The 26058-nt window shown below is 65.9% G+C and carries 20 protein-coding genes, 1 tRNA gene and 1 pseudogene; 9 read left to right on the top strand and 13 right to left on the bottom strand.

The annotated features are described in order from the left end of the window. Positions 1–33: 33 nt before the first annotated feature. A complete protein-coding gene (locus G6034_RS12395) occupies positions 34–4221 on the top strand; it encodes an AAA family ATPase (protein WP_176635418.1) in 4188 nt (1395 codons plus the stop codon). Between the two features lie 92 nt (positions 4222–4313). On the opposite strand, the gene G6034_RS12390 is transcribed toward G6034_RS12395, so the two are convergent. The 3 genes from G6034_RS12390 to G6034_RS12380 all read right to left on the bottom strand — a co-directional run bounded on the left by G6034_RS12390 (position 4314) and on the right by G6034_RS12380 (position 6531). After that, positions 4314–5135: an SAF domain-containing protein gene (locus G6034_RS12390; RefSeq protein ID WP_176635417.1), complete on the bottom strand. Its 822-nt coding sequence runs from the start codon at positions 5133–5135 to the stop codon at positions 4314–4316. A 260-nt stretch (positions 5136–5395) separates the two neighbouring features. Continuing rightward, positions 5396–5746: an FmdB family zinc ribbon protein gene (locus G6034_RS12385; protein WP_176635416.1), complete on the bottom strand. Its 351-nt coding sequence runs from the start codon at positions 5744–5746 to the stop codon at positions 5396–5398. Positions 5747–5892: 146 nt separating this feature from the next. Next, positions 5893–6531 (bottom strand): 5-formyltetrahydrofolate cyclo-ligase, encoded by a 639-nt coding sequence (locus G6034_RS12380; protein WP_246295759.1) that lies wholly within the window; start codon positions 6529–6531, stop codon positions 5893–5895. 115 nt (positions 6532–6646) lie between these two features. On the opposite strand from G6034_RS12380, the gene galU reads away from it, so the two are divergent. The 4 genes from galU to G6034_RS12360 all read left to right on the top strand — a co-directional run bounded on the left by galU (position 6647) and on the right by G6034_RS12360 (position 10132). Then, complete coding sequence (gene galU, locus G6034_RS12375) at positions 6647–7549, top strand: UTP--glucose-1-phosphate uridylyltransferase GalU (protein WP_176635415.1); 903 nt, start codon at positions 6647–6649, stop codon at positions 7547–7549. A gap of 5 nt (positions 7550–7554) precedes the next feature. Then, complete coding sequence (locus tag G6034_RS12370; RefSeq protein ID WP_176635414.1) at positions 7555–8172, top strand: GNAT family N-acetyltransferase; 618 nt, start codon at positions 7555–7557, stop codon at positions 8170–8172. Between the two features lie 162 nt (positions 8173–8334). Beyond that, positions 8335–9150 (top strand): hypothetical protein, encoded by an 816-nt coding sequence (locus tag G6034_RS12365; protein ID WP_176635413.1) that lies wholly within the window; start codon positions 8335–8337, stop codon positions 9148–9150. Between the two features lie 175 nt (positions 9151–9325). After that, complete coding sequence (locus tag G6034_RS12360; RefSeq protein WP_176635412.1) at positions 9326–10132, top strand: SDR family oxidoreductase; 807 nt, start codon at positions 9326–9328, stop codon at positions 10130–10132. A gap of 391 nt (positions 10133–10523) precedes the next feature. Here the strand turns inward: G6034_RS12360 and G6034_RS12355 are convergent. Continuing rightward, positions 10524–10596 (bottom strand) — tRNA-Ala (locus G6034_RS12355). A gap of 182 nt (positions 10597–10778) precedes the next feature. Between G6034_RS12355 and G6034_RS12350 the strand changes: the two genes are divergently transcribed. The 3 genes from G6034_RS12350 (at position 10779) to G6034_RS12340 (ending at position 12886) form a co-directional block, all read left to right on the top strand. Then, positions 10779–11066 (top strand): hypothetical protein, encoded by a 288-nt coding sequence (locus tag G6034_RS12350; RefSeq protein WP_176635411.1) that lies wholly within the window; start codon positions 10779–10781, stop codon positions 11064–11066. A 526-nt stretch (positions 11067–11592) separates the two neighbouring features. After that, positions 11593–12399, top strand: a complete 807-nt coding sequence (locus G6034_RS12345) for an IclR family transcriptional regulator (RefSeq protein WP_425485522.1) — start codon at positions 11593–11595, stop codon at positions 12397–12399. 154 nt (positions 12400–12553) lie between these two features. After that, a complete protein-coding gene (locus G6034_RS12340) occupies positions 12554–12886 on the top strand; it encodes a GntR family transcriptional regulator (RefSeq protein ID WP_343038038.1) in 333 nt (110 codons plus the stop codon). Here the strand turns inward: G6034_RS12340 and G6034_RS19840 are convergent. The 9 genes and pseudogenes from G6034_RS19840 to G6034_RS12300 form a co-directional block, all read right to left on the bottom strand. Beyond that, positions 12825–13015, bottom strand: a pseudogene (locus G6034_RS19840) (MFS transporter); the annotation flags it as partial. The gene G6034_RS12340 and the pseudogene G6034_RS19840 overlap by 62 nt on opposite strands. A gap of 144 nt (positions 13016–13159) precedes the next feature. Then, a complete protein-coding gene (locus G6034_RS12335; RefSeq protein WP_218063870.1) occupies positions 13160–14038 on the bottom strand; it encodes an ABC transporter substrate-binding protein in 879 nt (292 codons plus the stop codon). Between the two features lie 161 nt (positions 14039–14199). Next, positions 14200–16218: an ABC transporter permease gene (locus G6034_RS12330; protein WP_218063869.1), complete on the bottom strand. Its 2019-nt coding sequence runs from the start codon at positions 16216–16218 to the stop codon at positions 14200–14202. After that, complete coding sequence (locus G6034_RS12325; RefSeq protein WP_343038037.1) at positions 16215–17303, bottom strand: quaternary amine ABC transporter ATP-binding protein; 1089 nt, start codon at positions 17301–17303, stop codon at positions 16215–16217. The genes G6034_RS12330 and G6034_RS12325 overlap by 4 nt, the downstream gene beginning before the upstream one ends. A 2-nt stretch (positions 17304–17305) precedes the next feature. After that, entirely contained in the window at positions 17306–18826 is a 1521-nt protein-coding gene (locus G6034_RS12320) for an aldehyde dehydrogenase family protein (RefSeq protein WP_343038036.1), read from the bottom strand. Beyond that, positions 18823–20568, bottom strand: a complete 1746-nt coding sequence (gene betA / locus G6034_RS12315) for a choline dehydrogenase (RefSeq protein ID WP_176635407.1) — start codon at positions 20566–20568, stop codon at positions 18823–18825. Before betA ends, G6034_RS12320 begins: the two co-directional genes overlap by 4 nt. Before the next feature lie 57 nt (positions 20569–20625). Beyond that, positions 20626–23142, bottom strand: a complete 2517-nt coding sequence (locus tag G6034_RS12310) for a GcvT family protein (RefSeq protein WP_176635406.1) — start codon at positions 23140–23142, stop codon at positions 20626–20628. Between the two features lie 81 nt (positions 23143–23223). Next, positions 23224–24132, bottom strand: a complete 909-nt coding sequence (gene purU, locus G6034_RS12305) for a formyltetrahydrofolate deformylase (RefSeq protein ID WP_218063875.1) — start codon at positions 24130–24132, stop codon at positions 23224–23226. A 93-nt stretch (positions 24133–24225) separates the two neighbouring features. Then, positions 24226–24576 (bottom strand): bifunctional 3-phenylpropionate/cinnamic acid dioxygenase ferredoxin subunit, encoded by a 351-nt coding sequence (locus G6034_RS12300; RefSeq protein WP_176635405.1) that lies wholly within the window; start codon positions 24574–24576, stop codon positions 24226–24228. Positions 24577–24844: 268 nt separating this feature from the next. On the opposite strand from G6034_RS12300, the gene G6034_RS12295 reads away from it, so the two are divergent. Further along, the gene (locus tag G6034_RS12295) at positions 24845–26053 is read left to right on the top strand and encodes an NAD(P)/FAD-dependent oxidoreductase (protein ID WP_246295757.1); all 1209 of its coding nucleotides are present in this window, start codon (positions 24845–24847) and stop codon (positions 26051–26053) included. Positions 26054–26058 lie beyond the last annotated feature (5 nt).

Here is a 26058-nt window from a genome sequence, read left to right as displayed (position 1 = left end):
ACGTTGCGAGGTTGGGGCGCTAGCCTGAATTGCATGTCAGTATGGTCAAGACCGTTCCGAACGAGCGCAGAGAAGAAGGCATCCGTGTCCGAAGTCGCAAGTCCCGATGAGAGCTCGGTTGAGCTCCAAACCTGGCTTGCGGGATTGGACAGCTACGCGGGCCCCGACACCGCGCTGGCCTTCAGGAAGACGGAGTCCGGCTGCATCGACCTGACACATGCGCACCCGTCCGGGCTGGCCCAGCTCCTGGCCGGACGGAAAACGCGGCTGTCCACGTTGATCCGCGAACCCGAGCACTACTCCTCGGCCAAGCGTGCCGCCGCCGCACTCCGCGCCAAGATCTTCGAGTTGAGCACCGACCGCGGCATCGACGTCGGATACCTCGCCGCCGGGTTGGCCCGCTGGTCCGTGATCGGGGGCCCCAACAGCGGCGATGTCTGCGCGCCCGTGCTGCTGGCCGCCGTCGCACTGACCGTGCGGGCGGGGCAGGACGACTACGAGCTCCAGCTCATGGAGCAGGCGCAGCTGAACCCGGCCCTGGTGGCGCACCTTGCGCAGAACGCCAACATCCGGGTGGACGGGGCCGCCCTGGGCCGCCTGGCCTACAGCACCGCCCGGTTCGACCCGGCACCCGTGCTGGACAAGCTGCGGTCCCTGTTGTCGCCCATCGCCGGCGCCACAGTGGAGCACGACCTGCTCGTTTCCAGCTTCGCGTTTCTGGCCGACAACCTCCGCGACCCTGCCCTGCTGGCCGGGACGGAACTGCTGGGCCGGCTGCAGCGCAACAGCGAAGGCGACGTTCTCCCGGTCGAGCTGGAACCCGACTTTTCCCGGTTCACCCCCCTTGACCAGCGCCCTCCCCAGGACGAGCTGCTGGTCCTCGATGCCGATCCCCAGCAGCAGTACGTGCTGGACCTGATCGGTGAAGGGGAATCCGTGCTGGTGTCCACGCCGCCCGGCACGGGCCAGACGCAGACGGCCATCAACGCCATCGCCCAGTTGGTCCATGCCGGCAAGAGCGTCCTGGTGGTGGGTGAGCGCCGCAGCACCCTGAACGAGCTGGCGCAGAACCTGGGCAGCATGGACCTGGATTCCCTGCTCCTGCAGCTAAGCGCCCAGACGGGTCCCCAGCAGATCAAGTCCCAGCTGATCCGCGCCATCACACGCAATGAAAAGGCTGAGGAACCCCAGCTCGCCAGCCTGTACCAGACACTCGTGGACCACCGCCACCAGCTGGTGGACCACGTGTCGAGCCTGCACAATGTGCGCGAGCGCTGGGGCTGCTCGCCGTATCAGGCCATGCAGTCCCTGGCCGAACTGACATCGATCCACCCGGCACCGTCCACCACGGTGCGGCTCAAGCGCAGCGTCCTGGACAGCGTCAGGGAACGCGGCGAATTGAGCGGGCGCCTGCGCCGGGCGGCCGAACTGGGCTCCTTCAGCAAGGTGGCCGTCGGCAGTGCGTGGCACGGCGCGCGGCTGGTGACGCGCAAGGAAACCGAAGCGGCCTACGCCCTGGCCGAGGAGCTGTTCAAGCAGGTCCCTGTGTTCGCGGCGAAGATGCGCGACGTTGCCGACTTCGGCCAGATCCGGCACGGCAACACCTTTGCCGAATGGGGACGCCAGCTCGAGATGCTGGTGGCCATCCGTGAAAGCCTGGACAAGTTCAAGTCCGATGTTTTTGACTGGCCCATCGATGAAATGATTGCCGCCACGGCCACGGCCGCGTGGCGCCGCGAGCGCGGCATTGACATGCCCGCCCTCCAGCGGGCACGCTACCGCCGCAACGCAAAGGACTTCGTCCGCCCGGGCGTGCACATAGCCGACCTGCACGAGTCGCTGGTGCTGGTCAATGAGCAAAGCGCCCGCTGGGCCGAGGCGGCCACCAGCAAGCGCCACCCGACAGTTCCGTCCGGGCTGGCCGAGCTGAACGGCAACTATCGCGAGCTCACCGAGAAACTGAATACGCTCGGCGCCGCCCTGGAACGCACCGTGGACGGCGGCGACCTCGCCAATGCCAACGTCGGCGAGCTGACGGGCCGCCTTGACGCACTGGTGCAGGACAAGGTGTCTCTGGAGACGCTGCCCGAGCGGACCCTGCTGTTGGAGAGCATGCGCGAGCAGGGGCTGGGCGAGCTGCTGGACGACCTTGCCCGCCGCGAGGTGGGCCCGTCGGAAACCCGGGCCGAACTGGAACTTGCCTGGTGGCAGTCCGCGCTGGAGGCCATGATCAGCGGCGACGACTACCTGGCCATGTCCGACGGCGACAAGCTGCGCAGGCTCGAGGCCGAATTCCGCCTGGCAGACCAGGCGCATGTGGCGTCCGGTCCTGCCCGGATCCGCTGGAAGCTGGCACAGGAGTGGCGCGAGGTGGTGGCCGGACGCAACCGCCAGGGCGAGATGCTGCGCAACGTGCTCAAGGACGGCCGGGTCTCCCTGGCTGCGCTGGGCGTCCAGGCCCCGGACCTTTTGAAGAACCTGGTGCCGGTGTTCACCGCCAGCCCCTTGGTGGTGCCCTCCGTCATCCCGGCGGGGTTCCGCTTCGACACGGTGGTAATCCTCGACGCCGAATCCACGTCGCTGCAATCGGCGCTGCCGGCCCTGGCCCGGGCCGAGCAGGTGGTGGCCTTCGGCGACGAACAAACCGCCTGCCCACGGAGCTTCACGGTTGCCGTGGGCGACCCGGCAAGCCGCATGGTGGACCAGCACCCGCTGGAAAGCGTGCTCGGCGCCTTGTCCCGCGTCCTGCCCCGGCACCGGCTGACCGTCTCCTACCGCGCCGTGGACGAGGACCTGGTCCTGCAGTTGAGCCGCGGCTTCTACGATTCGCAGCTGGAGCGCCTGCCCGACGGCCGTTCCGTGACCGGGCTGGAACGCTCCCTCTCCGTGGACTACCTGCCGGACGGCAAGGGCCTTCCCGGTGCCGGCGACGGCGGCGTGGAATCGGTGGTGGCCGAGGTCAACCGCGTGGTGGACATGGTGTTTGAACATGCCCGGGTCCGGCCGCGCGAATCCCTGGCGGTCATCACCGCCAGCGACCGGCACGCCGTCCGGGTGGCACAGGCGATCCGCCTGCAGATGGCGAACCACCCGCTGCTGGCCGGATTCTTCGAATCCGGGCCCGAGTCCTTCCGCGTGGTCACAGTGGACCGGGCCGCGGGGCTGGTGCGCGACCGTGTCATCTTCTCCCTTGGCTACGGCCGCACGCCCCATGGCAGGGCGCTGCACGGCTTCGGCCCGCTGTCCGAGCCCGACGGCCGCGCCAAGTTCGCACTGGCCATGACGCGGGCCCGGCACCACAACCACATCATCAGCTGCTTCCGCCCGGAGGACCTGGACCTGAAGCGCCTCAGCCACGGCGCCGTGGACTTCTTTGAACTGTTGGACCGTGAGCTGGCCGGGAACTCCCTGTTGGGGTCTCCTGCCTCCCGGGCGGAGGACAGCGAACGGGAAACCGGCGAGGACCCGCTGGTCGCCGACCTGGCGGACCGCCTCCGGGCCCGCGGGGCAAGGGTTTGGCACCACTACGACGGGGTGCTGGACGTTGTGGCTGCGCCGGACCCGGTGACGCTGCTGGGCCGCGAGGACCACGAGATCCCCGTGCCCGTGGCCGTGGAGTCCGACGGCACGGCCAAATACCAAAACATGAGCGTGCGCGAGCGCAGCCGCCTCCGGCCGCAGATGCTCGAACGCCTCGGCTGGCGCTACGTTCCGCTGTGGACGATCGAAGTCTTCACGGACCCCTCCAGCTGTGCCGACCAGATCGGCCGGTACCTCGGGCTGGTGTCCAGCGCGGGCGACGACGAACTGCCGTCCCTGATGGGGACACCCCTCGACACGTCCATGACAGCTGTCATCGATTCGCCGCGGTCCCGGCGGCGCCCGGCGGCCGGCGCGCCGACGGGTCCTGCCGCCACCAGGGGCGGATCCGCTGCGACGGGGCCGAACGGGCCGGCGCCTGCGGGACACGCCATGGACGACTGGGAAGCAGTAAGGGCTAGTGAAGAAAGCGTGACCACGGTGAACGAACCGGCGAAGAACACCCACGGCGGCAACGCACCGGCCGACGGCCCGGCCGCCGCGGCGGACACCACGGAAGATGATGCCGGCGTGCTGCCGAAGCTCGCCCCCAACGACGCGGCGCACACCTGGGGCGACGACCGAGCCAACCAGGGCCACGACGAGTGGCTGCGCGAGAACAAGCCGCCGCACTGGGGTTAGGCAGGGTTGTGCAGGGGCGCAGAGGCATGGTTCCGCATGGGCGGCCGGGCACGGTTCTGCAGGTCCAACCGTGGCCTGCAGGCTTGACGGTGTCATTTCACCAGAACCAGAAAGATCTTGCCGCGGGCAGAGGCGCCAGCGAGGAGGACCGCCTGGTCGCGGGAGGCGCCAACCACCACCAGGCCCTCGGAGTCCTGGGCCGACAGCAGCCCACCGCTGGGAGCGGCCAGCGCCGGGGTCCACAGCACCGCCACTGACCTTGCGAGCACATCGTTTTGCATCGGCCCGTCCAGGCCCTTGCTTGCGCTCAGCACCACGTCGACCAATTGGCCCTGGCGCAGCAGCTGCACGGTGGAGGGGTCGGTGAGCCGAAGCGGAACGGCCTGACTTCCGGGCGCGGCACCCACCAGCAGGCCGTCACCGATGAGGGCCGCGTCCGTCAGGACTTCGCCGCGACGCACGGGGCCCGAGAGCCGGGTGCCCACCCAGGCCGGCACAGCGGCCGGGGACTGCCCCAAGGTGGCACTTCCCGGGGGTCCGCTGCCGCCCCGGCCCGCTGCGGAGTCCGGATCAGGTGCGCCCAGGCTCCCCGCCGGCACCATGGAAGGACTGACGTCGGCCGGCGTGAGATCAGCCGGACCCAGGGAGTGCCCGGCAGGCAGGTCGCGCGCAGCGACCCAGACCAGCGAGGTGGCCGGGGGCACGGGCGTCAGCTGCTGCACGGCAGTGGCAGCAGCGGCACACAGCAGCAGGGCGGCAGCCAGCCGGCGCCGACGCTTGAGCTGGCGCCACAGCCTTTGGCCCGGAGTGGCCGGTCGGGTCCGCGCGGACCAGGACGGACCCCGCAGTGGGGGATAAAGCGGTGCGGGGTACCGCGGCTGGCTGCCACGTCCGGGGCTGGTGGAGGACCTCATGGCCCAACGCTAGGTGCCTCGACGCCGCACGGACAGGACCGGAAGCCGGAATGTGGGCAGCGGGCGTCGCCACGCAGCCTGTGGAGGGATGAATGCCCTTGGTCATGTCCCGGGTGGGCCGCGCGCTGGAGTCCCGCGTCCGCAGGACGCCGCCAGAGGACCAGCGCCCGCGTGACGTCGCTAGCGGAACGTCGCCAGCCGGCCGGCACTTCCGGGCCGGGGCCCTTACGCCGCCAGGCCCTGCGTCGCCGCCGCGGAATCTAGCTGGCGACGGAGGCGGTGGCCTTGGAAGCCGACACGGTCGAAGCCGAAGCGGTGGAGGCGGAACCGGACGTTGCCTCGACGGTGGCCGGCGCGGGCGCCTTGGAACCGGAGTCACCGGACCCGCTGTCGGACCCCGAAGCGCTGCTGGCGGCAGGGACGGTGCTGGATCCGGAGCGCGAGTCAGTGCGGTAGAAGCCGGAGCCCTTGAAGACCACGCCGACGGAGTTGAATTTCTTGCGCAGCTTTCCGCGGCATTCCGGGCAGACGGTCAGGGAGTCGTCACTGAACGACTGCTGGATGTCGAATGCATGGCCGCAATCTTTGCAGGCGTACGCGTAAGTGGGCACTGATTTCCTCCTGGATGCATGCGTCGGGACCGCGGTTTCCGCAGCAGTGGCTGATGCACTGGCTGGCAGTCCAAGGTCCCGAGTGCTAATTCTATCACCGCTTACCACAACGCCCCGGGCGCGTTACTTATTTCACAAGGTCCGGTTCACCGCGGGGCACGCCCAGCCTTGCTCCAGCCTCCGGGCGTCACCACCCAGCCGACGGGCTGGTCGAGGGAGTCGTGCGGGAGGGTGCCCTCCGGAAACACCTCCCGTTCAAGGACGACGGCGGCCGTGGGCGCCGCGCGCCCGGCGCCGTCCGCGGGGGAGCCGGGGAACGCCAGGGCGGCCAGAAAACGGTCGTAGTAGCCGCCTCCCTGGCCCAGGCGCACACCCGCGGGGTCCGCTGCCAGCGCGGGCAGCAGGATGCCGTCCACGGGACCCAGCCGGGCAAAGGCCAGGCGCGGCCCCACCGGTTCCATGACCGGTGCCAGCGCGCTGCGCCCCAGCTTGACGCCGGGGGTCCACTCAGCCCAGGAGAGCTGGTGGTCCGCTTCGCAGGCAGGCACAAAGACGCGGTGTCCGGCGTGGACCAGGGCCTCCAGCAACAGGCCGGTCCCTGGCTCGACGCCGGAGGAAATGTAGGCGCAAACGGTTCCCGGCGGCTCCGGGCCGCGCAGCTGCGCGGCCCACCCCACCCCGGCGGAAGCCAGGCCGGCCTCGGCAAGGTGACGGGCGGCGTCGTCCATGGAAAGGCGGGCGGCGCGCAGGCGGGAACGCCACTCGGCCTTGGTGGTGGGTGCCAAGGATTCTCCTCTTCTCCGGTCGATGCGGGTGGTTACCCAGCCCAAGCTAGCAGGGCGCGGGCCCGAAACTAGGGCATTCTGCGCTCCGCGCAGCCGCGTCCGTTAGCCTAGGAGCATGACTGATGTTTCGCGCGTACGTAAAGCCGTCATTCCTGCGGCCGGACTGGGAACCCGCTTCCTGCCGGCAACGAAGGCGATGCCGAAGGAAATGCTGCCCGTGGTGGACAAGCCGGCCATTCAGTACGTGGTTCAGGAGGCAGTCAGCGCGGGCCTGACGGACGTGCTCATGATCACCGGGCGCAACAAACGCGCCCTCGAAGACCACTTTGACCGGGTCCCGGTCACGGAGCAGCTGCTCGCGGCCAAGGGCGACACCGAGAAGCTGGCGGCCATCCAGCACGCCACCGACCTGGGTGAAATCCACTACGTGCGCCAGGGTGATCCCAAGGGCCTGGGCCACGCAGTCCTGCGTGCCAAGACCCACGTGGGAAATGAGCCGTTCGCGGTGCTGCTGGGCGACGACCTCATTGACGAGCGCGACGAGCTGCTGACCACCATGATCGACGTCCAGGCCCGCACGGGGGGGTCCGTCATTGCGCTGATCGAGGTTCCGCGGGACAAGATCTCCGCCTACGGCTGCGCCGACATGACCGTGGTTGAGGGGGAAAACTACGTCAAGGTCAACCACCTGGTGGAGAAGCCAGCGGTGGAGGACGCGCCGTCGAATCTTGCCGTCATTGGCCGCTACGTGCTGCATCCGGCTGTTTTTGAGGTGCTGGAAAACACGCCGCCGGGACGCGGGGATGAAATCCAGCTCACGGACGCCCTGCAGACGCTCGCGACCCGCGAGGGGGACGGCGGAGGCGTCTACGGTGTGGTGTTCCGCGGTCGCCGCTATGACACCGGAGACAAGCTCAGCTACTTGAAGGCCGTGGTGACCCTGGCATGCGAGAGCGACGACCTCGGCCCGGACCTGCGTGACTGGCTGGGCGAGTTCGCAGCCCAACTTCAGAAGTAACGTCCGTGTGGGGCCAGGCTATTTGGCCGGTGACGCTGGAATCCGGTGATCTGGTCCTGCGCCCCATCAAGCTGCGGGACAAGGCGGAATGGACGCGGGTGCGGGCCCGCAACGCCGCCTGGCTGCAGCCGTGGGAGGCGAGCAGCCCGGCCGGCCAGGGTGAACTGCCCACCTTTGGCGGCATGGTCCGCGCCCTCAACGAACAGGCACGGGCGGCCACGGCGCTTCCCTTCGTCATCACCGAGCGTATGCCGGGGCAGTCAAAGCCGGCACTGGTGGGCCAGTTGACGGTGTCCTCGATCATGTGGGGCTCGGCCATGATGGCGTCGCTGGGCTACTGGGTGGACCGGGACCGGGCCGGCCGCGGCATCGCCCCGACGGCGGTCGCCATGGTCACGGACCACTGCTTCCGCACGCTGGGCCTGCACCGGATGGAGATCAACATCCGGCCGGAAAACGCCCCGAGCCTGCGGGTGGTGGACAAGCTGGGCTTTCGCGATGAGGGGCTGCGCCCGCGCTACCTGCACATCAACGGGGAGTGGGCCGACCACCGCAGCTTTGCCCTGACGGCGGAGGAGGTCCCCGGCGGCCTGCTGAACCGGTGGCTCGGCAGCCTCCGGTAATTGTTTCGCCACCTTGCGACACACCGGCAGTAATGCCGGTGGCGGCATGTTTGACCTCTAGGGTTGAAATGTGGAAGCGCCGCGGCCGGGTTTCCCATATTTGGTAGTTGTTGCGACTGCCGCACCGCAGGCACGCCAGACCAGCAGTAGCAGGAGACGTCAATGGAACGCACTATTTCCGACGCCCACGCCCACGTGGAGCCGGGACGCCCATCCGCCGCGCCCGTTTCCGGACCTGCCCCGCTCACCATTTACTGGGGCCGGACGGCCGTTGCCGCCGTGGGCCTCATCGCGCTCCTTACCGCTTTTGTCTCCGGCGGCCTGAGCCTGTTCCGTGTCGGCTCTTCCGTGCTCGGCTGGACGGGCCTCATAGTCTTCCTGGCCGTGCTGGCCGGGCTGCGCGCCGTGGCCGTGCGCGACCACAACGCACGCCGTGCGGCCGTCCGGCTGGCGGCTGAACGTACGACGTCGGACGCCGGGTCCGCGGCACCGTCCGGTCCCGCCGTGGAACCGCGCCCGACGGTCCTGTTTGACGGGGCCCAGGGCGCCCCCGCCGGCAAGCCCACCCGCGCGCAGAAGCCACTGACGGCCGAGGAACTGCGCAACGCCGCCCTGCGCGTCGCGGCCCAGGGCACGGCGGACGCGAAGCTGGCCCACACGCAGACCGTGGCCGAGGGTGAGCTCTCCGCGGAGACCTGGGAGCCCGTGGAGGTGCCCAAGCCCGGCTATGTCACGGCAGCCCGTGCCGCCGCCGCGGCCGCCGCCCCGCTTCAGGTTCCCGCAGTGCCCAGATCCGCCGGGACGTCCATCAAGGCCGACCAGGCCGGCATTGGAATGCCCGCGGCTGACGCCGCTGCGGCGCCGGCCGTTGTGGACGGCGGCAAGGCGGGGGAGGAGCCGGCCGCCGCCGAGAAGCCGGCAAATGCCGGCCACGGACTGAACAACCTCGACGTAGTGCTCCGGCGCCGCCGCGCGTAAACGCCGACCGGTGGTCGAGCCTGTCGCCGGTGGTCGAGCAGCGAGCTTTGCGAGCGCGTCGAGACCCCCCAGGCCCGGTGGTCGAGCAGCGAGCTTTGCGAGCGCGTCGAGACCCTGATTTCGACGAGCTCAATTACCGGTGGCCCCATGCCCCGCCCGAGGGTAGCCTCGAGCCATGGTGCTGATTGCTGTTGCCGGAGGAACGGGTACCGCTGGCCGGGCCGTGGTTGCGGACGCGGTGGGCCGCGGGCTGAGGGTCCGGTCGGTGAGCAGGCACGTTCCCCAGCTGACGGATCCGCGCAGAGTGGCCGGCGCCGAATACGTGGAGGCGGATTTCCGCACGGGTGACGGTGTTGCGGGCGCGCTGGCCGGAGTCGACGTCGTCGTGGAGACCCTCGACGCGCGGACGGGGCCGGCATTGAAGGCGTTGCCGGCAACAACTGTCGCCGTGCTTGCGGCGGCCCGGCGGGCCAAGGTCGCGCGCTGTGTGTTGCTGACCATTGTCAATGCCGCGGAATGTTCCATGGGGTATTACCAGGTGCAGGCGTCACGGGCGCGCAGCTATGAGTCGTCTGGGATGCCCACCACGGTGGTGTACGCCACGCAGTTCCACAACCTCGTGGCGGGCCTTTTCTCCACTGCCGCCAAAGTGGGGATCATTCCGGCGTTCTCCGGCGTCTCCTTTCAACCAATTGCGACGGCGGACGTGGCGGCTGTGCTGGTCGACGAAGCGGTGGCCGGCCTTGAACCGGGTGCCGTGCCGCACCGCTCGGTCCAGGCGGGCGGGCCGTCCGTGTGGCCCATGAGGGCCCTGGCGGAACAGTGGAAGGCGACCACGGGGCGCCACGGCGTGGTGACGACCATGCCGCTGCCGGGGGCATTCGGCACTTTTCTACGGGCCGGTCGAAACCTGGCGCCGGATGCCGCCGTCGGACGCATTGAGTTCAATGACTGGCTGACCGAGCAGAAACTGGCACCGTGACTGGGCCTGCGTTTTCCCGGTGGTTGAGCTTGTCGAAACCCTCGGCGCAAACAATTCCAACGCAATGTTGTCTGGGTCGCGGAACTCCACAATGAAGCCGCTGCCGGTGTCCTTGACGCCGCCATGGCCGACGCCGGGGCGTCGGAGTCGCACGATCCCACCGATGCTCTTCATAAGCTTGCAACGCTTGAGCCGCCGAAGGAACTCGTCAAATCAGCATGCGGAGAGGCTTGTCTGCCGTGGCCACCTGTCCCAAAGTTCTTTGTTCGTCGCCAACACTTGGTCACGCGTACTCTGCCCCAAATCTGGGCGGGTACGTGCGGCTTGGCGCCTTTTGGGAAGACAAAAGGCCCCCGACCCAGCGTTTCCGCAGGTCAGGGGGCCATTCGGGTGGAGCTAAGGGGATTCGAACCCCTGACCTCCTCGATGCGAACGAGGCGCGCTACCAACTGCGCCATAGCCCCGTGACGGCTGTGAAGCCGTCAACTTTTCTAGATTATGCCCTGACTGCCGGAGATTCCAAACCGACCCGCTGAAGAGACGGCCTGACCAGGGGCACCCCGGCTGGCCAAGACCACATTTGTTGCCGCCGGCGGCAAACGGCCAGCGGTGGGGCGAGGCAACCATGGCAATCAGGACGAGCCCCATGAACCACATCCGCATGAAGGTAACTGGCATTGACCGGCAGCGGGCGTTTTTGCGAAGGAACTTTTTTGCCTTGCCCGCCGCCATTGAAATGCCTGCAGTCACCCCGCCGGAAGAACAAGGGCGCCATGCATTCCTCTACGGTGGTGTCCTTTACAACTTGGGCTGCACGTCCTGGGGCTGCGGCCAGCTTCCTCGGATCCTTTTGTATCTCAGTTTCTTCCCGAGGCCGACCGCCAAGGGGATGGGTGGAGTCTTTCTCTATCTTGACGTGAAGGCTGAACAGTGAGTGATCGAGGCTGCTGACAGAGATCACGACGCTCTGCCTGGGCCTGTTGAAAGATAACAACTGCCGCCCCGTGGGCCATCCATTGTTGAATACGGCCAGGAGCGTCCCCCGACCTTTGTCATCACCACCTTGGGCAGGTTGGGCCGATCCCCGGCAACACGTTCGGCCCAGATAGGGCTGACGACAAAGCGAGAACGCGCCATCGGCGGTGTCGGCGGCGTCGGGCCGGGGCAGGACCTGCGCGGGCCGCGGGAACGGCTCGCGGACAGCCAGCCGTTCGCCGGGCTGGGGTGCCGGAGCTTAGGATTCGTTGCACCTTTCCGTTTTGGCCGCCATGATTGGTTGACCACAGCGCGGCCTTGAGTCCGCCGTTACCGCGTTAAATACAGGGTGTGATCGGCCCTATTCCATGCGGCTAATCCGGCCACCGCTAGGATTTGGAGTATGAAGCTAATCGGGCGAGCGGTGGAGATGACTTTGTGGCGGGTAGGACAATCACGGGAACTACTGGAAGGTGTGCACCGTGATTCCGAATAATGACGCTGAATCTTCTATTGATGCAGGCAAGGGCCCCCAGGGAGGTGTTCAATCCGTGGACAGGGCGCTTGCCGTCTTGGACATTCTGGCCCGCGACGGCTATGCCGGCGTGAGCGAAATTGCCGAGGAAATGAACCTCCACAAATCCACGATCTTCCGGCTGCTGGTCTCCCTCGTGGGCAGGGACTTGGTCCAACAGGACAACGGGAGGGGAAAGTACCAGCTGGGTTTCGGGGTCCTGCGGCTGGCCAGCTCCATCCCCGGACGGTTGAGTCTCGTTCACGAGGCCCGTCAGGTGTTGGAATGCCTGGCCGAGGAATATAAGGAGACGGTGAATCTTGCCGTGCTCCGCTCCAACTTTGCCGTCAACGTCGACCAGGCCATGGGGCCTTCAATGCTTGTCATGTACGACTGGGTGGGCAGCCTGACCCCGCTGCATGCCACCTCCAGCGGAAAGGTACTCCTGGCAGCCCTGACCGCTGACGAACGTGCCCGCATCCTGGAGGAGACGGGACTGCCCGCAAGGACGCCGCGGACCATCACCGACCGCCACCAGCTTGAGAGCCAGCTGCTGGAGGTTTCACGCGTGGGATATGCGGTGGCGAGGGATGAGATAGAGATTGGATTGAATGCCGCGGCGGCGCCGGTCTATAACCACGCGGGAAATGTCATTGGGGCGGTGAGCATTTCTGGGCCGGCCTTTCGCTTCGATCCCGAAAAGACCCCTGGACTCCTCGAAGCACTGAAGCAGGCGGGCCTGCAGATCAGCGCCAACATGGGCTACCCCCGCCGGTAGACAGGCACATTCGCCGCACCATTGCACGGGATGGTGAGCCGCCCTCCCATCCCGAACAGGCGCGAGCAGCTATCGTCGTGCCGGGCCAACGGATCCGATAAATCTAGAGTGAGCCGCAAATTGGTTCTTTGGATCGAGGAAGTGGCCCGGCATTGTGAATGGAACTTCTGCTGGCGGCCGGACCCGGGCGGAACATGCCTATCTTGAATTGCGGGAGCGCATCATTGACATGCGGCTGCCTCCGGGTGCGGCCTTGAATGAAGACGACCAAATGGCCGAGCTCAAGGTTGGCCGCACACCCATGCGCGAGGCGGTCAGGCGCCTGGAGTCTGACCGGATGCTGACCGTCTATCCGCGCCGGGGAACCATCAGCGCGGACGTGAACATCCGTGACCTGAAGTCCATCTCCGACGCCCGCCGCGTGGCAGGAAGAGTGTCTGCACGGACTTGTCAGCTTCAGGGAGGAAGACCGGGCCCATGGTGGTAATGAGGTAACCGAATGCGCCGACGTCATACCATTCCATCGTGTTGCCCACGATCGTGCCGCCGAGGGCTTCTTGAGCATTTGCTTGTTGACGACTTTGAGGTCGGAAATCTTGAGCCGACGCCGTGGCAGCTTCGGGGTTGCGCCGCTTTGGGCGTTGAGGGACGGTCCCGAGGGGTTACTGGCGTCCGAGCATGGAGCAGCCGTTATGCGTCGGTCCCGAGGAGCATGCGGTTGAGGCGCTGGCGCCCGGGGGTTCCGGGCACCAGCGCGCTCCTATTTCAGCCAGCCGTTTACGACGCTGGCATGGGCATCCACCCACTTCTTGGCCGCCGCATCCGGCGCCATGCCGCCCTGGATGTCCTTCGCGACGGCGTTCTGGTCCGCATTGGTCCATTTGAAGGCCTTGATGAGTTTCGCGGCAGGGGATCCGCTGTTGGCGAGTTTCGTGGAGATCACCTTGTTCAGGTTGTAGACCGGGTAGTCGCAGGCCACCTTTTCCGGGTCGGAGTCGCAGCCGGGGGTCCACGCAGGGAGGCTGACCTTGACCAGGGGGACTTCGGAGAGGAACCATTGCGGGTCGTAGAAGTAGCCCAGCAGCGGGGTCTTGTTCGCTTCTGCGGTCCGGAACGACTGGATGAGGGCCGCTTCGGAGCCGGCAAAGACCACCTTGTAGTTGAGGTTGAGGTTCTTCACCAGCGCCTCATCGTTGGTCACGAAGGCCGGATCGCCGTCGAGCAGTTGCCCCTTGCCCGCGGACTCGGAGGTTTTGAACATGTTGGCATACTTGTTCAGGTTCTTGCCGTTGGTAATATCGGGGTACTTCGCGGCCATCCACGGCGGGACATACCAGCCGATGTGTCCCACGTTGCCGGTGGGCCCTGCGTCGACGGCGACGTGCTGGTCCGTGATGTATTGCTTGGCCAGATCGGCATGGCCCCAGTTTTCCATAATGACATCCACCTGGCCGGAAGCGAATCCCTGCCAGGAGATCTGTTCGTTCAGGTTCTTCTCCACCACCGTGCAGCCGAGCTTGTTCTTGGCCAGGTAGTCGAACACGGCCGCGTCGGCGGTGTAGCCGACCCAGGCATTGAGCGCGACGTTCACCGTCCCGCAGTCCGTTTTGGCGGAACCGGCCGCGCCTGCTTGGTTCACGGATGCAGCGCCGCATCCGGTGAGCAGCAAAAGCGCCCCAACTGCCGCAGCTGCGGCAGGAAGACTTCGGCTTAATAGCTGTGCTGATTTGAACATGGTTTTCTCCTTTTGGCGGGAAATGCGCTGTGGTGGGAATGCGGTAGTGGGAATCGAGATTTTCGCTAGCTGATTCGCTTCCGGACGGGGGCCGCGGCGGCGGCCTGGGTGATGCGGTCCAGCAGAATGCCCAGGAAGACGATGGCCAGGCCTGCCGCCAGGCCCTTTCCAAACACCGAACTCTGGACAAAGCCGGCGACAACGTCGTACCCGAGGCCGCCGGCGCCGACCAGGGCACCGATGACGACCATGGCCAGCACGTACATCAGACCTTGGTTGGCGGCAAGTGCCAGTGTCTTGCGGGCCATCGGAAGCTGGACCTTGCTGATCACCTGCCACGGTGTGGAACCGCTGGACACGGCAGCCTCCACGACGGTCGGCGAAATCCCGGCAATGCCGTCGGCGGTGATCTTGATGGCCACCGGCGCGGCGTAGATGATGGCGGCCACGATGGCGGTAAAGCGGTTCGCGCCGAAGAGCCCCAGGAAGGGAACCAGGTAGACAAACGCCGGCATGGTCTGGCCGGCGTCCAGCATGGGTCGCATGGCCTGGTCAATCCTGCTGGAGCGGCCCATGGCCACGCCGAAGACCACACCCAGCACCATCACGACAATGATGGCCAAAAGGCTGCTGGCGAGCGTCACCATGGTGTCGTTCCAGAGCCCCAGGGAGATGATCGCGGCCAGGCAAAAGGAGGTCACCGCTGCCAGCTTCCAGCCTCCGACGGCGAAGGCTGCGATCGCGATCGCGGCGGCCAGGACGAAAAAGGGCGTGTCGGTGAGGAGCGACTGGAACGGGTTGAGGATGCCGATCGTGACCGACTCCTGGAAGGAGTGGGTCAGGAAATACAGGTTGGTCTGCAGCCAGTCGCTGGCAGCGCTGACGCCGCCGCTGATCGCCGGCCCCACGTTGAGGTTCTGCGGAAAGACGGCGGCCCACATCACGGTGCGGGAGACCTGGACAAGTCCCAGTGTCAGGATCAGGGCTGCTGAGAGCACGATGAACCGGGTCCGGCCGGACAACCTGCCGGACCGGCGGGCACCGGGCTCGGCACGTTGGCTCGCGGCGGTGGTGACGCGGTCCAGCACAATGGCCATGAGCACAATGCCCAGGCCCGAGTTGACCGCGGTCCCCACATCCAGCGATTGTAGGGCGACGACGACCACCTGGCCCAGCCCCGGAGCGGCGATCAGGGCCGCGATGGTCACCATGGACAGCGCCGCCATCGTGCTTTGGTTGATGCCCATCACAATGGTCCGGCGCGCCATCGGAAGCTGGAGTGTGCGCAGCCGCTGCCAGCCGGTTGTGCCCAGCGAATCGGAAGCTTCCCTGGTGTTCTCGGGAATGCTGCGGATGCCGTGGGAGGTCAGCCGGATGACTGGCGGTGCCGCAAAGATCACGGTCGCAATCACCGCGGACGCCGGGCCGATCAGGAAGACCAGCGCCAGCGGGGCCAGATATACAAACGAAGGCATGGTCTGCATGAAGTCCAGAACGGGGGTGACAACCTTCTGGACGCGGCTGCTGATTCCGGCCAGCACACCCAAGGGAATGCCCGCCAGCAAGGTCAACAGCACGGCCGTGACGACCAGGGCAAAGGTGTAGGCGGCATCGACGAACAGACCCTGGAACCCGAAGAAGCTGAACACGACGGCGGTCAGCAGGGCTACCCGGAGGTTGCCGACGGCGAAGGCAACCCAGGTGAGCACGGCGACGGTGCCCAGCCAGCCCATGACGGGGATGACCTGGCCGGTGGGGCTGGCAGCGAAGACGGCCATGAAGAAGCCCGCGACCGATCCTACGGCGCCGCGCAGCGGAGTGAGGACGTACATGAAGACTGGGTTTCCGGCGCGGTTCTCCGCGATCCAGGAATTGAAATGGTTCAGGCTCCGGTGCAGGTCCGTCAGCTCGGAAGCCGGCAGCGCCAAGGTGCCGGTGCCGTGCAGGAACAGGTAGCCCAGCAGCCAGAGGGCTCCGGCGCCCAGCAGCAGTGCGGTCCGCCGGCTGATCCGGCGCCGGTTCCCAGCCGTGGTGCCGGGTCCGGCGGCCAGCACCGGTCGGGCACGAAACAACGTGGCCATCATGCTGCGGATTCTTTGCTGGCGCCAACGGCTACTTTGCCCGGGGTGGCCGGGTGGTGGCTGCCGGAGCTGTGGATGGCGGCCAGGATGCTGTCCCGGTCGATCTGGCCCATGATCCTTCCGCCGCCGTCGGCCACCAGGACGGGGCTGCTGGCACCGCTCACCAGGGGGATGGCGTCCCTGATGAGTGTTGTCGACGCCAGAACAGGGGCGTCGGACGGCGTGCCGGCGGCCACCGGCCCCGTGATCCACTTGAGCGTCAGGACATCTGCCCGCGGCACCTCGGAGACGAAATCGGCAATGTAGCTGTCCGCCGGTGAACCCACCAGTTCGTCCCCCGAGCCCATCTGGACCATCTCGCCGTCGCGCATGATCAGGATGCGGTCTCCCAGCTTGAGCGCCTCGGACAGGTCATGGGTGACGAAAACCATGGTCTTTCCCATCTCCTTGTGCAGGCGGATTACCTCTGCCTGCATGTCGCGGCGGATCAGTGGATCCAGCGCTGAGAACGGTTCGTCGAAGAGGATGGTGTCCGGGTCCCCAGCGAGGGCACGCCCCAGTCCGACGCGCTGCTGCATGCCGCCGGAGAGCTGGTCGGGGTAGTGCTGTTCATACCCCTTCAGCCCGACGAGTTCGATGATTTCGCGGGATCGGCTCTCCCGCTCCTTCTTGGCCGTGCCGCGGATCTGCAGGCCATAGGAGACGTTGTCCAGCACCGTGCGATGCGGCAGCAGGCCGAAATGCTGGAATACCATGGACATCTTGCGCCGGCGCAGCTCGCGCAACTCCACGGTGCCGGCCTGCAGCACGTCTCGGCCGTCCACCAGCACCTGGCCGGAGGTGGGCTCGATCAGCCGGGTGAGGCAACGGATCAATGTTGACTTCCCCGAGCCGGAGAGTCCCATCACCACGAAGACCTCGCCCTTGGCGACATCGAAGTTCATGTTTCGCACGGCCGTGACACAGCCGGTGCTCTCAAGCAGCTCGGCCGAGCTCTGGCCGGACAGGCCGGCGTTGCCGGGAACCTTCTCTCCCCCCGTTCCGAAGACTTTCCAGAGGTTTCGGACTGATATTACGGGACTGTTCACGGCTATGCTCCTGCTGTCGAAGTATCGAACCAATGGCTGGGTCCGGGGTCAATGTTTTGCCATATGTGCTTCGTCTCCCGGTATTCCCCCAACCCTGCCAAACCGAGCTCGCGACCATTCCCGGATTGGCCGAATCCGCCCCATTCCGCCTGCGGAACGTAGGGATGGTAGTCGTTGATCCATACGGTGCCATGCCGCAGCGCCTGCGCGACCCGCTGGGCGCGGGCGCCATCCCGGGTCCATACCGCTCCCGCCAGCCCATAGATCGTGTCGTTGGCCAACCTCACAGCCTCTTCTTCCGTCCTGAAAGTCTCCACCGTGAGCACGGGTCCAAAGGACTCCTCCTGCACCACGCGCATCCCCGTCGCACAGCCGTCAAGGATGGTGGGCGGGTAATAGCTGCCGCCCGCCAAGCGGGGTTCGGTTGGGATGTGTCCGCCGCAGAGCAGACGGGCGCCCTCGGCCACTCCAGCCGTGACATAGGCGTGCACCTTGTCCCGGTGGGCCGCGGAGATCAGCGGGCCCGCCTGGGCGTCTTCGTCAAACGGACCGCCAAGGCGGATGTGGCGCGCCCGCACGGCGACCTCGGCCACAAATTCGTCGTGGATCGACTCTTCCACCAGGAGCCGGGACCCGGCCGAGCAGACCTGCCCGGAATGCAGGAAGACGGCCGTCAATGCATAGTCAACGGCCGACTCGAGGTCGGCGTCGGCAAAAACAATGTTCGGGTTTTTTCCGCCGAGTTCAAGCGCCACCCGCTTCACTGTCGCAGCGGCTGCTGCCATCAGGACCCTGCCGGTTGCCAGCCCGCCGGTGAAGGAAACCAGGTCCACGCGCGGATCCGTACCCAGCCCGGCACCAACAACAGGTCCGGCGCCGGTGACAAGGTTCGCCACGCCGGCGGGAACCCCTGCCTCGGCCAGCGTTTCCATTAACAGGATCGCGGTCGACGGCGTCAACTCGCTGGGCTTGAGGACAAAGGTGTTGCCGGCCAGCAGTGCCGGGGCAACCTTCCAGGAGGTCTGGAGCAGCGGGTAATTCCATGGTGTGATCAGCCCGCAGACCCCGACGGGCACATGGACGATCCGGCTGACGGCGGCGGGGCTGCCCGTGTCAATAACGCGGCCCGCCTCCGTGCCGGCCAGGCCGCCATAGTACCGGAAGCAGGATATGACGTCATCGATGTCGTATTCCGCCTCGACATACCGCTTGCCGGTGTCCAAGGCCTCCGCCGTGGCATAGGCGGCCTTGTCCCTCTGGAGGAGATCGGCGGTGCGCAGCAGCATCCGGCCGCGTTGGATTTCCGGGATTCCGGCCCAGAGGCCGGAATCAAAGGCATGCCGGGCGCTGCCGATGGCGGCCTCCGTGTCCTTTGCAGTGCCCTCGGCCACGCTGGCAACCTCGGTTCCATCCGCTGGACAACAAATGGTTCGGACAGCGCCCCCGTCCGACGCCACCCATGTTCCGCCGACGTAGATGCCGCGTGCCACCTGGATGCCCAGGTCAACTGCCTGCGGGCTCACGATTGGGTCCTGCCCTGTGTCTGCGGTGACAGTTGCTCACGGCCGCCGGCCGCCCCGCCAGCCAGCGGGTCGGGATCCTGCGGGCTGGAACCGTGTCGATAGAAGTCGGTGCCCTGTGCGGTGAGCGGGGGTTGTCCAAGAATGAGGTCGGCCGCCTTCTCGGCGAGCATCATGACCGGGGCGTAGATGTTGCCGTTGGTAACATACGGCATGGCGGACGCATCGGCCACACGCAGCCCGCTCGTGCCGTGCACCCTCATTGTGAGCGGGTCAACGACAGCCAGGGGATCCGATGCCGGTCCCATTTTGGCGGTGCAGGACGGATGCAGCGCCGTCTCGGCGTCCCGACCCACCCACTGAAGGATCTCCTCGTCGGTCTGGACAGCCGCGCCGGGGGAGAGCTCCCCGCCGTCGAACGCGCCCATGGCAGCCTGGCCCAGGATGTCGCGGGAGATCCGTACCGCCTCCACCCATTCGCTGCGGTCCTGATCCGTCGAGAGATAATTGAACTTCATCGACGGGTGGCGTTTGGGATCCGTGGACAGGATTTTCACGCTGCCCCTGGAATCCGAGTACATCGGCCCGATGTGAACCTGGTAGCCGTGTTTGGCGGCGGCTTTCTGCCCGTCATAGCGCACGGCGACGGGCAGGAAGTGGAACATCAGGTTTGGATAGGAGACCTTGTCGTTTGAGCGTACAAAACCGCCACCCTCGAAGTGGTTGGTGGCCGCCGGCCCGGTGCGTCCCAGAAGCCATTGCAGACCGATGAAGGGGTAGCGCCAGGGACTGAGGCTCGGCTGCATGGAGACGGGCTGGGTGCAGGCATGCTGGATGTAGACCTCCAGGTGGTCTTGCAGGTTTTCACCCACGCCGGGCAGGTCGACAACCGGCCGGATGCCCAGCTTCCCCAGGTGCGCCGTGTCGCCAACTCCCGACAATTGCAGCAATTGCGGGGTGTTGATGGCGCCGCCGCACAGGATGATCTCCGTGGCGTGCGCAGTGTGTCGCCGCCCGTTCCTGCGGTAGCTCACGGACGTTGCCGCCGTGCCGGTGAAGTTGACTTTGGTGACGAAGGCCCGGGTGAGCACGCGCAAGTTTGGCCTGCCACGGTTTGGGCGCAGGTAGGCCCGTGAGGCGGACAGCCGCTGTCCTTTGTGCACGTTACGGTCGAACGGGCCAAAGCCCTCCTGGCGGTAGCCGTTGACGTCCTCGGTGCGCAGGAAGCCTGCCTGTTCGGCCGCACGGAAGAAGGCTTGGAACAGCGGGTTCCGAGCGGGGCCGCGTTCCAGGACCAATGGCCCGTCATGGCCGCGGAATTTATCGTCCGGAGCCGCGGCCAGGGTGTTCTCCATCTTCTTGAAGTAGGGCAGGCAGTGAGCGTAGTTCCACGTCTCCATTCCCGGATCGGCACCCCAACGTTCATAGTCCAGCGGGTTGCCGCGTTGGAAGATCATGCCGTTGATGGAGCTTGAGCCGCCCAGTACCTTGCCCCTTGTGTGGGCGATCCTCCGTCCGCCCATGTGCGGCTCGGGATCGGACTGGTAGCGCCAGTCGTAGAACCGGCTGCCGCTGGGAAAGGTGAGTGCTGCGGGCATCTGGATCAACAGGTCCCAGGGATAGTCGCTTCGGCCCGCCTCAAGGACCAGCACACTGTGAGTGCCGTCGGCGCTCAGGCGATTGGCCAGTACCGAGCCGGCGCTGCCGCCGCCGACGATTACATAGTCGTAGTATTTTTCCGTCATTGTGCAGGTCTCCTCAAACGATTTACGGTGGTGGCCGGGCTGGGCCGCTGCCTGGTGCTACCCGCGCAGGCGTTCCATCCCCGGATCCACGAGCGGTTCAGGGGTGATCGTGGCACGAATCCGCCGGCCAAAGTATTCAATGTCGACGCTGTCGCCGACTGCCGTTGCCGCGGGCAGCCACGCATAGGCAATGGGCCTGCCGATGGTGTAGCCGTAGGCGGCACTCGTGACGTAACCGGCGGGTTCTCCCTTGAAATACACCGGTTCCTTGCCGAGCACCATTGACGTTCCGTCGTCGATGGTCAGGCACCGCAATTGGCGGACTGCAGGGGTTTGCCTGCGGCGCGCCAGGGCGTCGGCCCCGACAAACTTGACGGCGTTGCCGGCGTTGTCTTCGCCGGTTTTGGCCTTGCTCACGGAGAATCCCAAGCCGGCCTGGTAGGGGTCGTGCTCGGGCGTCACGTCCGTGCCCCAGAGTCGGTAGCCCTTCTCCAGCCGCATGCTGTTGAAGGCGCCGCGGCCGGCGGCGATGATGCCGTGTTCCTGGCCGGCAGCGAAGAGCGCATCCCAGAGGCGAAGACCATTTTCCGCCGTGGTGTACAGCTCCCAGCCCAACTCGCCGACGTAGGACAGCCTCATGGCCGTGACGGGGACACCGCTGATTCTCACCTTTTTGGTGCGAAAGTAGCGCAGGGAGTCATTGCTGAAGTCGTCTGAGCTCACCTTTGCCATGACCTCGCGGGCGAGGGGCCCCCAGAGGCCGATGCAGCAGGTGGACCCGGTGATGTCGCGCACCTGGACCCACCGTTCCGTCGCCGCGCTGGTCTGCTTCCGGGCCTCCACGATGAAGTAGTCGAGGTCAATGTTGCCGTTGACCCCGACCTGGAACGTCTCCTCATCCAACCGGGCGATCGTGATGTCGCTGCGCACGCCGCCGTCTTCGGCCAACAGAAGGCAGTACGTCACCGCACCGGGCTTCTTGTTGACTTGTCCTGTGCTGAGGCGTTGCAGCAGTGCAAGCGCCCCCGGGCCGGAGATCTCCAGTCGTTTGAGCGGTGTCATGTCGAAAAGTGCGACGGCGGTGCGCGTCTTCCACGCTTCGGCGGCGGAAATGGGGGAGGAGAACCGCGCGGACCACGGATCGCGTTCCGGCGGTTGCCATTCGAGGGGCAGCTCGGCCAGCAGGCTGCGGTTGGCCTCGAACCAGTGAGGGCGCTCCCAACCGGCCGATTCGAGGAAGAAGGCGCCCAGCTCCTTCTGGCGGACGTTGAATGGGCTGACCCGCAAGTCCCGCGGGGAAACCCGGGGCTGGAGCGGGTGGAGAATGTCGTAGACCTCCACGAAGTTCTGCTGGGACGTTTCACGCACGTAGCTTTCGGCGGTCTGCACTTCCTCAAACCGTGAGACCTCGCATTCGTGCAATGGTATGCGGGAGCTGCCCTCGACCAGCAGTTCGGCCACTGCACGGGCCACGCCGGCAGAATGGGTGACCCAGACGGCCTCGGCCACATAAAAACCGGCCACGTCCGGGGATTCGCCCACCAGCGGGCCGCCGTCGGGGGTAAAGGAGAATATGCCGTTGAAGCCGTCTGCGATCCCGGCAGAGTGCAGGGCCGGCAACAGGGCACGGCTGTCTTCCCAGGCGGGCAGGAAATCCGCTTCGGTAAAGTCAAGCCGGGAGGGCATGGAATGCTCGGTCATGTCTGCGGGGCTGACTTGGGGAAGCCTGTCCAGGTCAGCGGGCATCGGCCGGTGGGCGTAGGAACCGATGCCGATCCGATCACCGTGTTCGCGATAGTACAGGTCCTTGTCCTGGTACCTGAGGATCGGCAGCTGGGCGCCATTGGGAAGGGTGTTCCTGCCCTTCAGCTCCGCCAACGGCGTCGTCGTGACGTACTGGTGGGCCAGCGGCAGCAACGGCACCGCCATGCCCACCATGGCCCCGATCTTGGGCCCCCAAAAACCGGCACAGGAGACCACGATGTCGGCCGGGATCACCGCGTCCTCGGTTCGCACACCGGTGACTCTGCCGCCCAGGTGCTCTATGCCAATGACCGTCGTGGAGCCGGCGAACGTCACGCCCGCTGCAGCGGAACGATCAATCAGCAGCCGGACGGCCCGCGCCGAAGACGCCAAGCCGTCAGAGGGAACATGGAGCCCGCCCAAAACCTGGCCGCGGCCCAGGAGGGGATAGTGCTTTTCGCACTCATCGGCGTCAATGATTCTTGCCTCGATCCCCCAGGACGTCGCATAGCCGAGCTTGCGGTGCAATTCGGCCAGTCGGTCCTCCGTGGTGGCCAGCTCCAGGCCGCCGACCTGGTTGAAGCAGGAAGCCCCGTCGGCACTGAGAGAGAGCAGCTTTTCCACCGTATAGCCGGCGAATTCGCTCATCGTCTTGGACGCATTGGTCTGGAACACCAGGCCGGGAGCATGTGAGCTGGAACCTCCGGCCAGGTGCAGCGGGCCCTGCTCGAGGACTGTCGTATTGGTCCAGCCACGGCTGGCAAGTTCGTCCGCCAGGTTGGCACCGACGATGCCGGCGCCGATGATGACAACGCGAGGTGTTGGGGTCATTCGAGGATCTCCATTGGGCTTGAAATGCGGTTGGGACGGGCCAGGCTTCGGAAGGGCGGGGATGATGTGCAGGGAGGCCGGTTAACGGAAAACCACTGTCCGGGACTTGTTGAGCAGGACCCGGTGTTCGACGTGCCAGGTCACCGCCCGGGAGAGGGCCAAGGCCTCCGCGTCGCGTCCCACGGCGACCATCGACGCCGGATCGAGGCAATGATCCACCCGGATCACTTCCTGCTCGATGATGGGTCCTTCGTCCAAGTCCGCGGTGACGTAGTGCGCCGTGGCCCCCACGAGTTTCACGCCGCGCTCATAGGCCTGGTGATATGGTTTCGCTCCCTTGAACCCCGGAAGGAACGAGTGGTGGATGTTGATGGCCCGGCCCTTGAGGGCGACGCACAGATCGTCCGACAGCACCTGCATGTAGCGGGCCAGAACCACTAGATCGGCCTGATAATCCGTCACGGCGTCCAGCAGCCGGTGTTCAGCTGCGGCTTTGGTTTGCGGGGTTACTGGAATGTGGATGAACGGCAGGCCCGCAGTCTCGGCCATCGGACGCAGGTCCTCATGGTTGGAAACAACCGCCACGATGTCCGCGCTCAGGCTCCCGGAGCGCCAGCGATAGATCAGGTCATTGAGGCAATGCCCGAACTTGGAGACCATAATGAGCAGCCGGGCCCGGCTTCCGTCGCTAATCTGAAAAGTCATGCCGAACTGCTCACCGATCGGGGCAAATGCCGAGCTCAGTTCAGCGGCGGACACCGCGTCCCGGTGGGCGCGAAGGCCGTCGGGGCGAAAGGCAGTGCGCAAGAACAGGGTGCCCGAGACGTGGTCGTCGACCTGCTGATGTTCCAGGATGTCGAAGCCGCCCCCATCGAGGAAGCTTGTGACGGCGTGAACAATTCCCGGCCGTTCCGGACAGCTCAGTGTCAGCACATAGGGTGCGTCGCCGGGAGATTCCTGCCCGGGGATGAGCTCATTCTTGACTGCCAAAGCCGGGGAGAGCCGTGTCTGGGTAGGTTGATTCACCTTCACCACCTTGCGATAAGTATTTTCAATGGGAAACCGGGCGACTGCCGGAGGACATCAGGTGAGGCCCTGGACGCTCAGACCGGGAGGCAGATTGGGCGCGGCGTCCGATTCGATGACCATGATGTCGCCGTCGATCACGCTCACCTCATGTACGCGGACCGGCCGCTTGGCCGGCGGTGCATCCACGGTGCCGGTACGCAGATTAAAGCGGGAGGCATGCAACGGACACTCGACTTCGCACCCCTCCACCCAGCCGTCGGCCAGGGATGCGTCCTGATGGGTGCACGTGTCGTCAATAGCGAAAAGTTCGCCCTCCTCGGTGTGGAAGACCGCTATTGGTGGCGCCGTATCAAGCCGCAGCGCCTCCCCGGGGGCGAGTTCACTGAGGGGGCAGGCCTTATGCATGGGGCACCTCTTTTTTGTGTACGGGGTGGGATTCGTTTTTCGTTCAGTGATGAGAGCGCTTGTGCCGCGCTTCACGTGTTCCGCAAGCAGAGACCAATTTCGCGTTAAGCAACAGAGTGCGCTAGATCACATTGCTTGTCAAGATATTTTTTCCTGTTACGGGCCGTTTTTCATTCCCGCATTGATGGTTGACATGTGGGCGTGACGTGCGTCATTCTGTTGCATATGACGCATGATGATGCGTATGAAGCACTTAAGAAGTAGGTGAATGATGCAGACGCTTGCGATTGTAGGAGCATCGCTGGCAGGGCTCTCCGCAGCCAGGGCGGCCCGGGCTCAAGGATTCACGGGACGGCTGCTCATCATTGGCGATGAGCCTCACCGACCCTACGACAGGCCGCCGCTGTCCAAGGACTTCCTGCTGGGCAAAATCACCGCCGAAGACCTTCTCCTGGAAGCGGAGGATGATTGCCTGCAGGCGGAATGGATTCTTGGGGGCGGCGCCATTGGCCTTGATGCGGCGGCACGCACCGTTCTCCTGCACGACGGACGATCCATTACCGCGGACGGTATTGTCATAGCCACAGGCGCCCGCGCCCGCCAACTGCCGGCCCTGGCCGGAATGGCCAATGTCTTTTACCTCAGGACAATCACCGACGCCCAGGGATTGGCGTCCAAGTTGGTGGGCGGTGCCCGGATGGTTGTCATTGGCGCCGGATTCATTGGCGCCGAAGTGGCCTCAGCCGGTGCATCGCGGGGAATGCAGGTAACCATGATCAACAGCGCACCGGTCCCATTTACCACCCAACTCGGGCCGGACATGGGGGCTGTCGTTGCCAGGCTGCACATGGCACATGGCGTGGAGCTAATCTCCGGCGCGGTCATCGAAGAGTTCCACAGCAGTGAAGGCGCTGTCACCGGACTCAGGCTGGGGGACGGGCGCGAACTGGTAACGGACGTCGTCGTGGTGGGTATTGGTGCCGAGCCGAATACGGAATGGCTGCACGGCTCTGGCATCGACCCGGGTCCGGGCGTTTTATGCGATGCGAGGGGCCGCACCGGTGTTCCGGGGATAGTCGCTGTCGGCGACTGCGCTGCCTGGTTCGACGAGGTTCACGGGGGCCACCGGCGGATCGAGCATTGGACCGGCGCCCTTGAGCAGTCCGTTCCCGCGATTCAAGCCCTTCTGGACAGCGGGGCTCCGGAGGTGCCGCTGAAGCCGCCCTATTTCTGGTCGGATCAGCATGGCGTAAAGATCCAGTTCGCCGGACACTCCGCCGGCCACGACCGTGTGGAGGTAGTGGCAGGTGATCCTGAGCAGCACAATTTCCTTGCCGTGTATTACCGCGGCGACGACGCGGTGGCCGTTCTTGGGATGAACCAGCCACGGCTGTTCACTAGATGGCGGCGCAATCTGAGCGCCCACGCCCACCAACCGGAAGTCCAGCCCGGTCTGCTTGCAGCCCTATCACCCTAAGGCGC

The organism is Arthrobacter wenxiniae (assembly GCF_013376105.1).
GTDB classification, from domain to species: Bacteria; Actinomycetota; Actinomycetes; order Actinomycetales; family Micrococcaceae; genus Specibacter; species Specibacter wenxiniae.
This window is presented reverse-complemented; position numbering and strand designations above follow the sequence as displayed.